Annotated in this window: 13 protein-coding genes; 7 read left to right on the forward strand and 6 right to left on the reverse strand. The window is 42.1% G+C overall.

Translation table 11 applies throughout. The annotated features are described in order from the left end of the window. Positions 1-4: 4 nt before the first annotated feature. From dxs to xseB, 3 genes are read right to left on the reverse strand one after another with little or no spacing between them, the layout of a single operon-like run. Positions 5-1,870, reverse strand: a complete 1,866-nt coding sequence (gene dxs / locus KO511_RS03570) for a 1-deoxy-D-xylulose-5-phosphate synthase (protein ID WP_171360037.1) — start codon at positions 1,868-1,870, stop codon at positions 5-7. An 18-nt stretch (positions 1,871-1,888) separates the two neighbouring features. Next, positions 1,889-2,773, reverse strand: a complete 885-nt coding sequence (gene ispA / locus KO511_RS03575) for a (2E,6E)-farnesyl diphosphate synthase (protein ID WP_215986098.1) — start codon at positions 2,771-2,773, stop codon at positions 1,889-1,891. A gap of 22 nt (positions 2,774-2,795) precedes the next feature. After that, a complete protein-coding gene (gene xseB / locus KO511_RS03580) occupies positions 2,796-3,041 on the reverse strand; it encodes an exodeoxyribonuclease VII small subunit (protein WP_215986099.1) in 246 nt (81 codons plus the stop codon). Between the two features lie 264 nt (positions 3,042-3,305). Here xseB and pomA point away from each other — a divergent pair, with 264 nt between their 5' ends. The 7 genes from pomA (at position 3,306) to rlmM (ending at position 10,023) form a co-directional block, all read left to right on the forward strand. Further along, the gene (pomA, locus tag KO511_RS03585) at positions 3,306-4,070 is read left to right on the forward strand and encodes a flagellar motor protein PomA (protein ID WP_125322184.1); all 765 of its coding nucleotides are present in this window, start codon (positions 3,306-3,308) and stop codon (positions 4,068-4,070) included. 11 nt (positions 4,071-4,081) lie between these two features. Further along, positions 4,082-5,032, forward strand: coding sequence for a flagellar motor protein MotB (locus KO511_RS03590; RefSeq protein ID WP_125322183.1), 951 nt, complete (start codon positions 4,082-4,084; stop codon positions 5,030-5,032). Between the two features lie 147 nt (positions 5,033-5,179). Next, positions 5,180-6,628: a tRNA uracil 4-sulfurtransferase ThiI gene (thiI, locus tag KO511_RS03595; protein ID WP_215986100.1), complete on the forward strand. Its 1,449-nt coding sequence runs from the start codon at positions 5,180-5,182 to the stop codon at positions 6,626-6,628. A 394-nt stretch (positions 6,629-7,022) separates the two neighbouring features. Further along, a complete protein-coding gene (locus KO511_RS03600) occupies positions 7,023-7,931 on the forward strand; it encodes a transcriptional regulator GcvA (protein ID WP_215986101.1) in 909 nt (302 codons plus the stop codon). Continuing rightward, a complete protein-coding gene (locus tag KO511_RS03605) occupies positions 7,924-8,547 on the forward strand; it encodes an alpha/beta fold hydrolase (RefSeq protein WP_215986102.1) in 624 nt (207 codons plus the stop codon). The genes KO511_RS03600 and KO511_RS03605 overlap by 8 nt, the downstream gene beginning before the upstream one ends. Further along, entirely contained in the window at positions 8,534-8,935 is a 402-nt protein-coding gene (locus tag KO511_RS03610; RefSeq protein ID WP_252724231.1) for a DUF423 domain-containing protein, read from the forward strand. Before KO511_RS03605 ends, KO511_RS03610 begins: the two co-directional genes overlap by 14 nt. After that, positions 8,932-10,023: a 23S rRNA (cytidine(2498)-2'-O)-methyltransferase RlmM gene (rlmM, locus tag KO511_RS03615; RefSeq protein ID WP_215986103.1), complete on the forward strand. Its 1,092-nt coding sequence runs from the start codon at positions 8,932-8,934 to the stop codon at positions 10,021-10,023. Before KO511_RS03610 ends, rlmM begins: the two co-directional genes overlap by 4 nt. 69 nt (positions 10,024-10,092) lie before the next feature. Here rlmM and xni read toward each other — a convergent pair whose 3' ends face one another. From xni to KO511_RS03630, 3 genes are all read right to left on the reverse strand, one after another. Beyond that, complete coding sequence (gene xni, locus KO511_RS03620; RefSeq protein ID WP_215986104.1) at positions 10,093-10,872, reverse strand: flap endonuclease Xni; 780 nt, start codon at positions 10,870-10,872, stop codon at positions 10,093-10,095. Between the two features lie 132 nt (positions 10,873-11,004). After that, on the reverse strand, positions 11,005-12,369 hold the full coding sequence (gene ppnN, locus KO511_RS03625; protein ID WP_215986105.1) for a nucleotide 5'-monophosphate nucleosidase PpnN: 1,365 nt from the start codon (positions 12,367-12,369) through the stop codon (positions 11,005-11,007). Positions 12,370-12,582: 213 nt separating this feature from the next. Next, a partial coding sequence (locus KO511_RS03630; RefSeq protein ID WP_252724232.1) for a tetratricopeptide repeat protein occupies positions 12,583-14,797 on the reverse strand: 2,215 nt, incomplete at its 5' end.

Consider the following 14,797-nt stretch of genomic DNA (forward strand, 5'->3'; position numbering starts at 1 on the left):
TTTACTATTTTTCAACATAAGCTTGAATCGATTGCTCAATGCCTTGTGCATCTAATCCTAGCTCGGTGTGCAATTCTTGCTGAGTTCCTTGTGCAATAAACTTATCCGGCAAACCTAAATTCAGAACAGGTTTTATCAGCTTTTCTTGCATCATAAATTCAACCACACCAGCGCCGGCGCCACCCGCGAGAGCATTTTCTTCTAGCGTCACTATAACATCATGTTCTTTGACCAATTTTTTGATAAGCGCTTTGTCTAAAGGTTTGACGAAACGCATATCGGCAAGTGTCGCATTGAGGTTGTCTGCTGCTTGCTGGGCGTTGCCTAGTAAGGAACCAAAGTTAAGAATGGCGACTTTCTCGCCCGTTCGGATTTCTCGGCCTTTGCCTATGTCTTGCGCGGTAAACTCTTTTTCAACGTCTATACCAGCACCAGATCCTCTAGGGTAGCGTACTGCACTTGGGCCCTGATGTTGATGGCCGGTATATAACATTTGACGGCATTCATTTTCATCACTTGGTGTCATGATCACCATATTGGGTATACAGCGCATAAAGCTCAAGTCAAAAGCGCCTTGATGGGTTTGACCGTCAGCACCAACTAAGCCTGCTCTGTCAATGGCAAACATAACCGGCAGATTCATAATAGCGACGTCATGGATGAGTTGATCGTAGCCACGTTGTAAGAATGTCGAGTATATAGCGACTATTGGATGGTTGCCGCTTATCGCCATTCCGGCTGCAAGAGTCACGGCATGCTGCTCGGCGATCGCAACATCAAAATACTGCTCTGGGAACTCTTTAGAAAAGCGTACCATGCCTGAACCCTCTCGCATTGCGGGGGTAATCGCCATTAGCTTGGGATCTTGCGCAGCCATGTCACATAAAAAGTCGCCAAAAATGTTTGAGAAAGTGGGCTGGCTACCTTTAGTTTTAGGTAGGGAAGTATGTTTAGGATCAAACTTTGGAACCGCATGGTAGCCAATAGGATCTTTCTCTGCTTGTTCGTAACCTTTGCCTTTTTTGGTCATGATATGTAAGAACTGCGGCCCTTTAAGCTCTCGCATATTGGTTAACGTTTTAGCTAATTCGCAGACATCATGCCCATCGACAGGGCCGATATAGTTAAAACCAAGTTCTTCAAATAAGGTGCCAGGTACAACCATACCTTTAAGGTGCTCTTCCGTTCTGCGGACAAGCTCTTTGATTGGTGGTAACCCTGAGAGTACCTTTTTCCCACCTTCTCGGATCGAGGTATACAAGCTACCAGATAGCAATTGGGCTAAATGGTTATTGAGTGCGCCGACATTTTCTGAGATTGACATCTCATTATCGTTGAGTATCACCAGCATGTCTGAGTGTACATCCCCAGCGTGGTTCATTGCTTCAAAGGCCATACCCGCAGTGATGGCTCCATCACCAATAACACTCACTACTTTGCGATTTTTTTGTTCTTTTTCCGCGCAAATTGCCATACCCAGTGCAGCACTGATGGAAGTCGAAGAGTGGCCTACTGATAGAGTGTCATACTCGCTTTCATCGCGCCATGGAAAGGGATGTAAGCCGTCTTTTTGACGTATGCTGGGCATTTTGTCTCTGCGGCCAGTAAGAATTTTATGTGGGTAAGCTTGGTGCCCAACATCCCAGACAAGTTGGTCAAATGGGGTGTTATAGACATAATGAAGTGCCACGGTCAATTCTACGGTGCCAAGCCCTGAAGCAAGGTGGCCGCTTGATTGGCTAACAGAGTTAAGTAAATAGGTGCGTAATTCGTCACATAGTGTAGGTAGCGCTTCTTTAGGAAGGCTACGCAATTCATCCGGTGTATTGGCCAATGCCAGTGTTGGATATTTGGAAATATCAAGAGTCATATATAGGGCGCTTATCGTTTAGTTCTTGCGCTCGATGACATATCGGGCGAACTCTTCGAGTAATACTGTATTGTAGGGTATTGTTTCTAATGCTTGAAGGGCTTCTGTCAAAAGAGTGTGAGCTTTATTAACTGCACCGTCCAAACCGAGTAAAGCAGGATAGGTGCTTTTTTCTAAAGCTTGATCTGAGCCTTGAGGCTTACCGAGAGTTTGGGTATCACTGATGATGTCCAAAATATCGTCTTGAACTTGAAACGCTAGGCCAATGGCATCGGCATACTTGTCTAACTGAGGTAAAATATCATTGCCTTTGCTACCAGCAGCGAGAGCTCCCAATCTAATTGCACATTTTAGTAATGCACCAGTCTTATTGCGATGAATGGTTTCTAGTTCTTCTAATGATACATGTCGACCTTCGGCCGCTAAGTCTAAAGCTTGTCCTAAGCACATGCCATTAGCTCCAGAGGCTTGTGCGAGTACCTTGACCATTTTGATGCGGTTATGTTCAGCGTTAGAGCTCAATTTACCGTCGCAAAGAATCGTAAATGCCATCGTTTGCAGCGCATCTCCGGTTAAAATGGCGGTAGACTCATCAAACTTAATGTGACAGGTTGGTTGCCCACGTCGTAACTCATCGTTGTCCATTGCCGGTAAATCATCATGAATAAGTGAGTATGCGTGTATACATTCAACAGCGCAGGCTGGAGTGTCGAGCTCTTCAAGCTGACATCCAAGCATCTGCCCAGTAATATAAACTAAAAAGGGGCGAACCCGCTTGCCACCCAAAAGCAAACCATAGTGCATTGCTTCAATCAGATTTTGTTCAGGGTTCGGCAATTGGCTTAACCAATATTCTAGCTGCTGATTGTTTCTTTTTTGTAGAGAGGTTAACGCCTCATGCATAAGAGCAACTCTTTTGTGGTGATTATTCTGGCTGTGATGTTGTGAACTCTGTAAGAGGAGCATTATCGTCATTGTTAAGCAAGATGCTGACTCTTTGCTCAGCGTCATTTAACTTGGTTTGTCCTTCACGAGCAAGCGTTATTCCACGTTCAAATTTTTTAAGAGCATCTTCAAGGGCCAAATCGCCTTTTTCGAGGTGCTCAACAATCGAATCAAGTTCTTCAATAGTGGCTTCAAAGGACATGTTTCCGGGTTTCTTGCTCGCCATAACATTATCTACATTTTGAAAGATGCACGAAACTTACCTTAGCAGGTAAAAATGGTCAAATTTAACCGAGGAAAATTGATCGAAAAAGCGAGTATGGGCGACTATATTGTGCTGAAACGATCGCATCATGGGTTGAGGCTGGTTTACTATGTTACGATAAGATCTATAGTTGTGTGAGAGTAATACCAATAAAAGACTAAAGATCTGAAGGTGTTGCCGATATAATTTACCAGGGACTTGTAAAGATAGCATGAGGAGTGCTTTGTGGATTTAGCAACGCTGATAGGGCTCATTGGAGGCTTTGCTTTTGTCATCATGGCGATGATTTTAGGCGGAAGCATCATGATGTTTGTTGATGTCATCTCAGTTCTGATTGTTGTGGGTGGTTCTACCTTCGTTGTGCTGATGAAGTACACTATGGGGCAGTTTTTTGGTGCGGCTAAAATTGCAGGTAAAGCTTTCATGTTTAAGGTTGATGAACCTGAAGATTTGATTGCGAAGGTTGTTGAAATGGCAGATGCGGCACGTAAGGGTGGTTTTCTGGCACTAGAAGAAATGGAAATTACCAACAACTTTATGCAAAAAGGCATAGACCTTCTCGTTGATGGTCATGATGCGGACGTGGTGCGTGCTGCTTTGCAAAAAGATATTGTACTGACCGACGAGCGCCATGAGTTTGGCACCAGTGTATTTCGTGCATTTGGTGATGTAGCGCCAGCAATGGGCATGATAGGTACTTTGGTGGGATTGGTTGCCATGCTATCAAACATGGATGACCCTAAATCGATAGGTCCCGCGATGGCCGTTGCACTTCTTACCACACTCTATGGGGCGATACTTTCCAACATGGTGTTCTTCCCTATTGCCGATAAATTATCACTACGTCGAGAGCAAGAAAAGTTAAATCGTCGTTTGATCATGGATGGTGTACTTGCTATTCAAGATGGGCAAAATCCACGAGTTATAGATGGCTATCTGAAAAATTATCTTAATGAAGGTAAGCGCGTCCTTGATGTAGATGCTGAGTAAAGGAAGTCGTTATGGAAGAAGAAGAGTGCAAATGCCCCCCTCCAGGATTACCGCTTTGGATGGGAACGTTTGCAGACTTGATGTCATTACTTATGTGCTTCTTCGTACTTTTGTTGTCCTTTTCAGAAATGGACGTATTGAAGTTTAAGCAGATAGCGGGTTCGATGAAATTTGCCTTCGGTGTGCAAAACCGACTTGAAGTGAAAGATATTCCTAAAGGTACCAGCATTATTGCACAAGAGTTTCGTCCTGGGCGTCCTGAGCCGACTCCTATTGATGTCATCATGCAGCAGACAATAGACATTACCCAGCAAACTCTAGAGTTTCAAGAAGGAGAGTCAGACAGAGCTGGGGGGACTCAGAAAGATGAGGGCAAACAGACGGGTGGCAAATCACCGGATACGTCTACCCAAGAGAGCCAGAATGCTGAATCGGAAAGCCAGCAGCAACAATCTGCCGAGATGTCGCAGGAACTGGAAACTCTGATGGAGAGCATAAAGAAAGCTTTGGAGCGTGAAATTGATGAAGGCGCGATAGAGATAGACAACCTTGGCCAACAGATTGATATTCGAATTAGAGAAAAAGGTGCTTTCCCTCAAGGTTCTGCTTTCCTTCAACCTAAATTTCGTCCCTTGGTACGTCAGATAGCCGATTTAGTTAAAGATGTTCCGGGTATTATACGGGTTTCTGGCCATACAGATAATCAGCCTCTAGATTCTGAACTTTATCGTTCAAATTGGGATCTCTCGGCTCAAAGGGCGGTATCAGTTGCTCAAGAGATGGACAAGGTACGCGGCTTTTCTCATCAACGTCTACAAGTACGCGGTATGGCTGATACTAAACCACTAGGGCCGAATGACACAGAAGCTCAACGTTCACGCAATCGCCGTGTCGAAATAAGCATCATGCAAGGAGAGCCTGTTTACAGTGATGAGGTGCCTTCTCTGCCTGGCTCTAACTAAAATGGAATGGCGAGCTAAAGGCTCGCCTTTTTTATGGTCTTCAGTTCATGTATAATCTTGCGCCCTTGGAGTGCAGAGTTCGTAGAAAATTATGGAGCGACCTGAAAACACTCCAATTTGCGAAACTGTTGAGTTGTGAAGTGAACTATGAAATTTATCGTCAAGCCCCATCCTGAAATTTTTGTCAAAAGTGAATCGGTGCGTAAGCGCTTCACAAAGATCCTTGAGTGTAATATTCGCAATATTATTAAGAGTCGCACTGAATCTGTCGCGGTATTGAATCGCCGTGATCATATTGAAGTGACAGCAGAGTCAGATCGTTTTTATAACGAAACTGTTGAAGTTTTGACTCATACACCAGGTATCCACCATGTTCTAGAAGTTAAACAATCTGATTTTAGTGATTTGCATAACATCTTTGAGCAGGTGTTAGAAATGAATCGTTCAAATATTGAAGGTAAAACTTTCGTGGTACGTGCTAAGCGTCGAGGTAAGCATGATTTTACGTCGATTGAGCTAGAGCGTTATGTTGGTGGTGGGCTGAATCAGGCGGTTGAAAGTGCGAGTGTTAAACTTCGTAACCCCGATGTTACGATAAAAGTTGAGGTCTCTGGAGATAAGCTGAATCAGGTGATTACTCGCTATAAAGGTTTGGGTGGCTTTCCTTTAGGAACACAAGAAGATGTATTGAGCCTAATTTCTGGTGGGTTTGACTCTGGCGTGTCGAGTTATCTTCATATTAAGCGTGGCTCTAAGGTTCATTATTGCTTTTTTAATTTGGGCGGACCTGCACATGAGATTGGGGTCAAGCAAGTCTCACATTACTTATGGAATAAATACGGCTCCTCAGCCAAGGTGCGTTTTATTTCTGTAGATTTTGAGCCTGTTGTAGCTGAAATCTTAGAGAAGGTTGATGACGGGCAAATGGGGGTTATCCTCAAACGCATGTTCATGCGTGCTGCAAGCATGATAGCTGAAAAGTTTGATATTCAAGCGTTAGTAACAGGTGAGGCTCTTGGTCAAGTATCCAGCCAAACACTGACCAATCTTCGTCATATAGACACTGTGACTGATACCCTCATTTTGCGTCCACTGATCAATTGGGATAAAGAAGATATTATTGATCTTGCTCGTAATATCGGTACTGAAGATTTTGCTAAAACAATGCCAGAATATTGTGGGGTTATTTCTAAGAAACCGACAGTTAAAGCTATAAAAGCCAAGTTGGAAGCAGAAGAAGAAAAATTTGATTTTGATATTTTAAATTCAGTCATACGTGATGCTCGCCAGATGGATATTCGTGATATAGCGAAAGAAACTTTAGCGGCGGCACCTGAGGTAGAGCTAGTTCAGGCTGTGGAGCAACATGCTACAGTCGTTGATATTCGTAGTCCTGAAGAAGAAGAGAATAGTCCACTGGAGATCGAAGGGGTAGAGGTGTTGCATTTGCCATTCTATAAGCTGAGCACTCAGTTTGGAGATATGGATCAAAGCAAAACATATTTACTCTACTGTGATCGCGGCGTTATGAGTCGATTACAAGCCCTGTATCTTCAAGAGCAAGGCTTTACCAATGTTAAGGTATATCGCCCTTAATTTCTTGCTCAAAGCACTGATGGTTAATCGCATTAGTGCTTTTACTTAGCCCTTCATACACTTTCTTGGCTGATTATTATTTTCTCGGCGACCAGATAAAAAAACACCGCCTTATGGCGGTGTTAAACAATTTGACAGACAGGTCAAAAATAAATACAGGAAGTATATGTTTCGACTCTAGTCAGAGAGGCGAAACTTGGTAGAAATCTACCTAACTCGAAATACGAGTCTGCAAACACAACATCGCAACAATATGCCAATTCATTCCAGAGAGGAATAAAGCCGTTCTAGCTCTTGCTGCACGGAGAAATATAGAATTTCTCTGGCCGTGAGGCAATGGACATTTTATAATGTTTCAGATTAAAAAAACTAATCCTACCCGGAGACGACTATCATGTCGAGAAGATTGCCCCCCTTAAACTCTCTTAAAGTGTTTGAGGCTGCAGCTCGTCACTTGAGCTTTACTAGAGCAGCGGAAGAGTTATTTGTGACTCAGGCAGCTGTAAGCCACCAAATTAAGTCATTAGAAGAGTTTTTAGGCCTAAAATTATTTAGGCGACGTAATCGCTCTTTGCTACTTACAGAGGAAGGGCAGGGTTATTTTCTAGATATCAAAGATATCTTTACTTCGCTTGCCGAAGCAACAGATAAAGTGCTTGAACGCAGTGAGAAGGGAGCGCTAACGATTAGTTTGCCTCCTAGCTTTGCCATTCAGTGGTTAGTGCCACGTTTGGCTGACTTTAATCAACAAGAACCAGATATTGATGTGCGTATCAAAGCGGTTGATATGGATGAAGGATCTCTGACCGATGATGTGGATGTTGCGATTTATTATGGACGTGGTAATTGGTCTGGCCTTCGCGCCGATAAACTGTATCAAGAATTTCTTATCCCTCTTTGTTCTCCCTCTTTATTGTTGAGCAATAAACCATTATCAAGGTTAAGTGACCTTAAACTGCATACATTGTTACATGATACTTCCCGTAAAGACTGGAAGCTGTTTGTCAAAGAGCATGGTATCGAGGATATCAATGTCAATCATGGGCCTATTTTTAGTCATTCTACTATGGTGCTTCAAGCTGCAGCTCACGGTCAGGGGATTGCATTAGGAAATAATGTACTTGCACAACCAGAAATGGAAGCAGGTAGATTAATTGCACCTTTGGATCAGGTTTTGGTCTCTAAGAATGCGTTTTATGTGGTGTGTCATGAAAAACAGGCAGATATGGCGAGAATCGCAACCTTCAGAGATTGGATGTTAGCTAAGGCACAAAGTGAACAGGAGGAACTGTTGGATGAGTGATGTCTTGATTGATGGTGAGAAAGGTAAGCCACTGTTTATTTTTGCTCATGGCGCAGGCGCTGATATGAATCATGACTTTATGGCCACCATTGCTAAAGGATTAGCGGAAAGGGGTATTCAGGTCATACGGTTTAATTTTCCTTACATGGTAAAGCGCTCTCAAGATGGTAAGCGTCGTCCACCAGATCGTGCTCCTAAGCTATTGGATTCGTATCGGGATATAATCAAAACATTTGCTGATAAGCGGATAATTATTGGTGGAAAATCGATGGGAGGGCGAATGGCGAGCCTACTATCACAGGACAGTAAGGTTGCAGGGATAGCTTGTCTTGGTTTTCCGTTTCATCCACCAGGGAAGCCTGAAAATTATAAAGGGGAGCATTTAGCTACGCTTGAGAAAGAGTGTCTGATTTTACAAGGAGAGAGGGATACGTTTGGTAAGCGTGAAGAATGTCATGACTTTGAGCTTTCAAATAAAGTGAGAGTTGAATTTATACCAGATGGCGATCATAGCTTTAAACCTAGGAAAAGTTCTGGCCAAACAGAGGCGGATAATATTGCTTTAGCTACTCAAACTCTAGCGGATTTTATTTTGGAGGTATATGGTGAAGGCTAAAGTTACGCTTGTTTTGGGTGGGACGTGTGCGGGTTTAGGAGTTGCATTAGGTGCATTTGCCGCTCACGGTTTACAAAAAGTTTTATCCCCCCAACTGCTTAATACGTTCCAAACTGGGGTTCAATATCAATTTATCCATGCTTTAGCGATTATCGTTTGTGGAGCCCTGTTAGCTACACGGCTAACTGATAAATCACAAAAGTATTTCGCCCTTGCAGCAAATTGCTTTATCATCGGCATCTTTTGTTTTAGTGGCAGCCTTTACGCTATAGCATTGACTGGAGTGAAATGGCTTGGGCCTATCACCCCGTTTGGCGGTTTAGCCTTTATGCTGGGGTGGGGGCTGTTTGTATTTGCAGCGCTACAGATTAAAGAGGTCGATCAGTGAAACACTTAATGTTCTATTGCCGTTCTGGTTTTGAAAAAGAGTGTGCTGGAGAAATTCAGGACCGTGCTACACAACTTGAAGTATTTGGCTTCCCTCGTTTAAAAAGTAATACAGGTTATGTACTTTTTGAATGCTATCAACAAGGTGATGCAGAGCGGTTAGTGAAAGAGCTTGACTTTAAGGCTTTGATCTTTGCTCGTCAGATGTTTGCTGTGGCAGCTGAGATTAAGGATCTTCCACGTGAAGACCGTATATCACCTATTCTGGAAAGCTTGAGCGACATGGAAGCTTTCCCTCGATGTGGTGACATTCGTATTGAAACGCCAGATACCAATGAAGCAAAAGAATTACTTAAGTTTTGCCGAAAATTCACTGTACCTGCGCGCCAGGCAATGCGTGGTAAAGGGATTTTATTTCCTAAAGATAATCCCAAAAAACCAGTGTTACACATCTGTTTTGTTGCGCCTGGACACTGCTTTGTAGGATATTCATTGTCTAGTAACAATTCGTCTTTCTTTATGGGCATCCCACGCCTTAAATTTCCATCTGATGCTCCAAGTCGTTCAACATTAAAGCTAGAGGAAGCTTTTCATGTTTTCATTCCTCGTGAAGAATGGGATGAACGCCTTGCTCCGGGGATGTGGGGGGTTGATTTAGGGGCTTGTCCTGGAGGCTGGACTTATCAATTGGTTAAACGATCAATGTTTGTTCATGCGGTGGACAATGGAATGATGGCTGATAGTTTGATGGATACAGGTCAAGTTAAGCATCATCAGGAAGATGGTTTCAAATTTGAACCAGCACGTAAAAATGTCACATGGTTGATATGTGATATGGTTGAAAAGCCTTCTCGAGTAGCCCAACTTATGGGTGAGTGGTTAATTTCTGGTTGGGCAAAAGAAGCAATCTTTAACCTTAAGTTACCGATGAAAGGCCGTTATGATGAAGTGTTAGAGGACATAGAAAATCTAAAACTGTTCCTAATTGAGAACAAGGTTAAGTTTCAGCTACAAGCCAAGCATCTTTATCATGATCGTGAAGAAATCACGGTACATTTACGCTGCCTTTCAAACATTTCACCGTACTAATAGACTGGATTATTCGGCAGATTAGTTAAAGTTTTAGAGCATAGCTGTTAAAGCTTGAGAATATAGTGGTCAGTCAGCTTTTGGGCCACTATAACGTATTTCTTGTAAATTAAACCCCAGAGCAACATCTGTTTTTAATGCTGAAACTAATTTACATCGACGTGCTGTCTCAATGTGTTCCATGAGTTTTTTTCGATACTTTGGGACGAGCTCTTCAGAGGTATAAGCTTGCTCAATATCAACATATTTTGTCAGTATCTCTTTCGCCGCTTTAGGACCAATTCCAGGCACGCCTGTTACTTGGCTTGAGCTTATTCCCGTTAATCCCCAATAATCGGCAAGTTGTGATGATTTGACCCCAAACTCTTTTGCGATAAATGGTTCATCAAGCCAACGATGTTGAAAGTAATCACGAATTTGGAGCTTTGCTGAAAGTAGCTGGCAGTAACCTTTATCTGTTGAAATGATTGTGACTTTTTGATTCCGATTAGCGACTTTAACGGCTAATGTAGCTATGAGATCGTCAGCTTCATCACCTGATGAAAGTAAAGAATCAATACCTAATTTCCACCAAGCTTCCTGAATGGTATCAAGACTATCAAAGAGTGTTTTTGGCATAGGCTTGCGGTTACTTTTATACTCGCTAATTAGCTCTGCACGCCATCCTCTTTCCTGAAGGTGGTGATCAAAAACGGCAATGATATGAGTTGGTTGAGACTCATTGATGATTTTATTGAGAGTTCGAGTCGTCGTGGTTATAGTTCTTGTAATATCATCAGGGTCGGGCTGGGCCGAATGGACACGTCGAATAAGGTTGAGTGCATCGATGATAACAAGGTGGATAGGCATAGAAATCAAAATTAAGGGTTGAGAAGGCTCTTATTGTAAAGCATGAAATATAGATTGCTAGAGTCTGTTTACCCTAATAGGATAAACAGACTCAAAATACGACTCAGTATGGTATAAGTATATAGGAATTAGCTAGTCTATCGTTTTGATCTGATAGCATGGTTCATAAGCACTACCACCCGGCAGCTTCATACGATCCTGTTCAACAAAGTCTCTTAGTAACTTGTCCATTTTCTTCATTAAGGCAGCATCACCATCAAGAGAAAATGGACCATGACGTTCAATTTCACGTATGCCTTCAGCTTTTACATTACCCGCGACTATACCAGAAAAAGCTTGGCGAAGGGCTGCGGAAAGGTTTTCTGGGCGCTGGTTTAAATGCAAATCCAAGCTAGCCATGTTGTCATGGGTAGGATCAAATGGTAGCTGGAACTCAGGTTCTATTTTGAGTGACCAGTTAAAGCTATATGCATCCCCTGTGTCTTTTCTATGTTGACGTACATCAGCCATTGTATTTTTCATTATCCTGGCCACTTTCTCTGGGTCATCAACCACTATCTCATAATGGCGTTGTGCATCTTTGCCAAGAGTGTCACCGATAAACTTATCGATTGAGCGGAAGTAATCTTCACTTTCTTTTGGTCCAGTAAGTACAATCGGAAGTGGCTGCTCAGCATTATCTGGATGCATCATAATACCTAGTATGTATAGAAGTTCCTCTGCAGTACCAGCTCCTCCGGGGAAAATGACAATACCATGTGCCATACGCACGAAGGCTTCTAGCCTTTTTTCGATATCTGGCATAATTACCAGTTCATTGACTATCGGGTTTGGTGGCTCAGCAGCAATAATTGATGGTTCGGTAAGGCCAAGATAACGTTGGTCATAGTAGCGTTGTTTGGCATGTCCAATTGCCGCTCCTTTCATTGGACCTTCCATTGCACCAGGCCCACAACCAGTGCAAATATTGAGTTCCCGAAGTCCCAGCTCGTGTCCGACTTCACGAGTGTACTGGTATTCATTGGCATTTATCGAATGTCCTCCCCAACATACGATGAGATTTGGTTCAATTCCAGGAGTTAGAGCACCTGCATTACGCAAAATACCAAATACTAGGTTCGTGATGTGGCTTGCGTTTGTTAAGTTGAGACGTTGGTTGTCAGCAAGATGCATATTGACATATACAATGTCACGTAGAACTGAGAATAGATGTTCTTGGATGCCTTTTATGATATTGCCATCAACGAATGCATGCTCAGGCGCGTTGTTTAACTCAAGCTTGATGCCACGTTCTCGGCGAACAACATTGACGTCGAATGACTTGTATCTATCGAGTAGTTCTTTTGAGTTATCTGTGTGGCTACCTGAGTTGAGTACCGCGAGAGTACAATTTCGGTAGAGCTGATACAGATCACTAGCGGCAGTTTTTTTAAGACGCTCAACTTCGAGTTGAGAAAGCAGATCCATGCTACCTGCGGGACTGATATGAGTGATCATAGCGACCTCCTTGATGAGAAATTAATTTCCCTGCAATACTTCTTAGTGTGAATTCGGTTAGTTGAGAAAGTATTTAATCTTGTATGCGACACACAAGATAATTATTTAAGCTTAGCATGCTTTAACGATAAAGAAAGGCTAACTAATTGATATATATACATCAATCATAAAGTAAATTAATAGGTTTAGCAGTGTTATTTGAGAAGTCAATTTTTATCCGCTTTTCAAAAGTTTTTTAATATTATCTTCATTTTGATAAGAGGAGTGGACTTTAATCAACCCTTGATTAATAGAATGCTTGCAAGCTTTGCGGATATTACCAGTCGCTAAACTTGCCGCTGGAGCATTTTTGATCGCTTTTAGGTATACCCACTGACTGGTGTGTTCTTCGATGCTTAGTGTACGAGCGACACTGGTCGACATGAGTAGGATATCGAGTAACTCTTTGTCATTTATCGCCGTATATGCACGAGGTAAAAATGGATAATCAGCCATTCCGATGCGGATGATATTATCGAGCCCATACTTTTTAGTAAATTCATTTATCCAAGTTTGTATTTGATCGAATACTTGTTCGGGCTTTGTGGTATTGCTATTGTCAGGTTCAATGTAAAGCAAATTGGCGTCAGAGAAGTGGTAAATTCGAGCTGGATGTTCGATTTTCTCTTTCAGGAATTGACCAAAATCTTTTTCAATTTTTAGTCCTTCCGAATAACCGCGTTGTAGAGACATATTACGTAGAAATGGAGCATCTATCATCACAAAGCGTAATCGGTCGCTGAGCGGCTCATGAATAAGATCTCCTACGTGCCATTTTTCAAACTTGTGGCTACTTGCCTCCAATGATGCAGGTAATTTCACACTCAGCATACGAAGATTTTTTAAGCCAGAACGAGAGTGAGCGTAAAGTTCATTATTGAGGTCGTCGATCTCTTCTTTTTGGATGGTAATGATGTGTCCACGACGTAATAAGAATACAAAAAGTAGCGCACAAGTCACAAATAGAGTTAAAGAGATTTTCTGAAACTTGTGGAATTCATTCTTGACTTCTTTAAGTTGTTTTTTTTGTCCCACTAGATGAAGTGTTTGTTCGACGGCATCTTTTTGCTGTCTAAAGTCGTCCTCATTGATAAGGTTTAGTTCTTGCTGCTCAATAGTTGCTAAGGCATTATATTTCTGAAGATAACGCAGAGCTTGCTGGTAATTTTCGAGTAGCTCATTACCTATATTAAGCATTTGGTAAGCATTTTTTTCTAAGCTAAGATCCTTCATTTCAAGTGCAATCTCGAGCGCCTTATTGGCTTTATCTACCACTTCTTTTGGTCGTCCTTGGTGTGACGCTAATCCGGCCTCAAGCAGTAAAGCTTTTGCTTGTAGCTTGGGTATATCAATATAATTTAGCAACTCTTGAGCGCGAATTAAATATTGATCTGCAAGAGGAAAGTTGACTAATTGTAAGTAGGTTGAAGCGAGAGCAAGACGAATGTCTATTACATTTTCAATATTGTTTTGCAGGCGCTCATGGTCGATTGCGTTGAAATAATGCACGAGTGCGAGGTTATACTTTCCTTGATCAAAATAGATGTCACCCATGCGTTTAAGTATTGGAGGCAGTATTGGTGAGCTTTCATAATTATCATAAAAGTCTGCCGCTTGAGAGAAATGATCAGCAGCTTTGTCGAGCACTCTTCGTTCATAAAAGAGTTGCCCAATTAAGCGGTTTGACTCTGCTAATTGCAAGCCAGAGGTATTCTCAATTGCACCCCAGTAACTAATGAGTAGCTCAGATAACGCTTTATTGTAAATTTTATGGTTGAGAAAATGTTTACCAAGAGAAATGTGATAGGCGATAATAGTTTGTTTGTTTTTTAATTGTTCAACAAAAGGAATCGCTTGTTTATACAATGTTTCTGCTCGTTTTATTTGATCTTGGCTTGAAGCAATATCTGCTTTTAGCATAGTGAGTTGATAGTTTAGACCTTTGGCGAGTTGCTCGGGGTTATGTATTGAGCTCAGTTCCTGCTCTACTTGATTGAGGTTTGCTTCAATTGATTGATTACTGCCTTCAATTTTCCAATTGAGTCGAATTTCAAGTAGACGTAACTCCAAACGTAAATAAGGCAGTTTGTACTCTTCGGTCAGTTGCTTTGCTTGCTGAATATATCGAAGTGATTCAGATGGATTGCTAAGGTTAAATTCTGCTTGAGCTAAAATCTTAAGTGCGTCTATTGTGCTTCCAGGGGTTCTAAAGCGAGTATCTGAATCATCGCGAGACATGGTTGATGGCCCTTTTTCCGATTGGGCCATAAGCTTTCTTTGGGTTAGATAATTAGAAGCTAAAATTTTGGATTGCTTGGGAACAATATCGACCAAAGAGTCTGCTTCATTAAGCAAGGCCGATGAATAAACAGTCGAGGCTGATACAAAA

The sequence above is a fragment of the Vibrio hepatarius genome (assembly GCF_018860525.1).
GTDB lineage: Bacteria > Pseudomonadota > Gammaproteobacteria > Enterobacterales > Vibrionaceae > Vibrio > Vibrio hepatarius_B.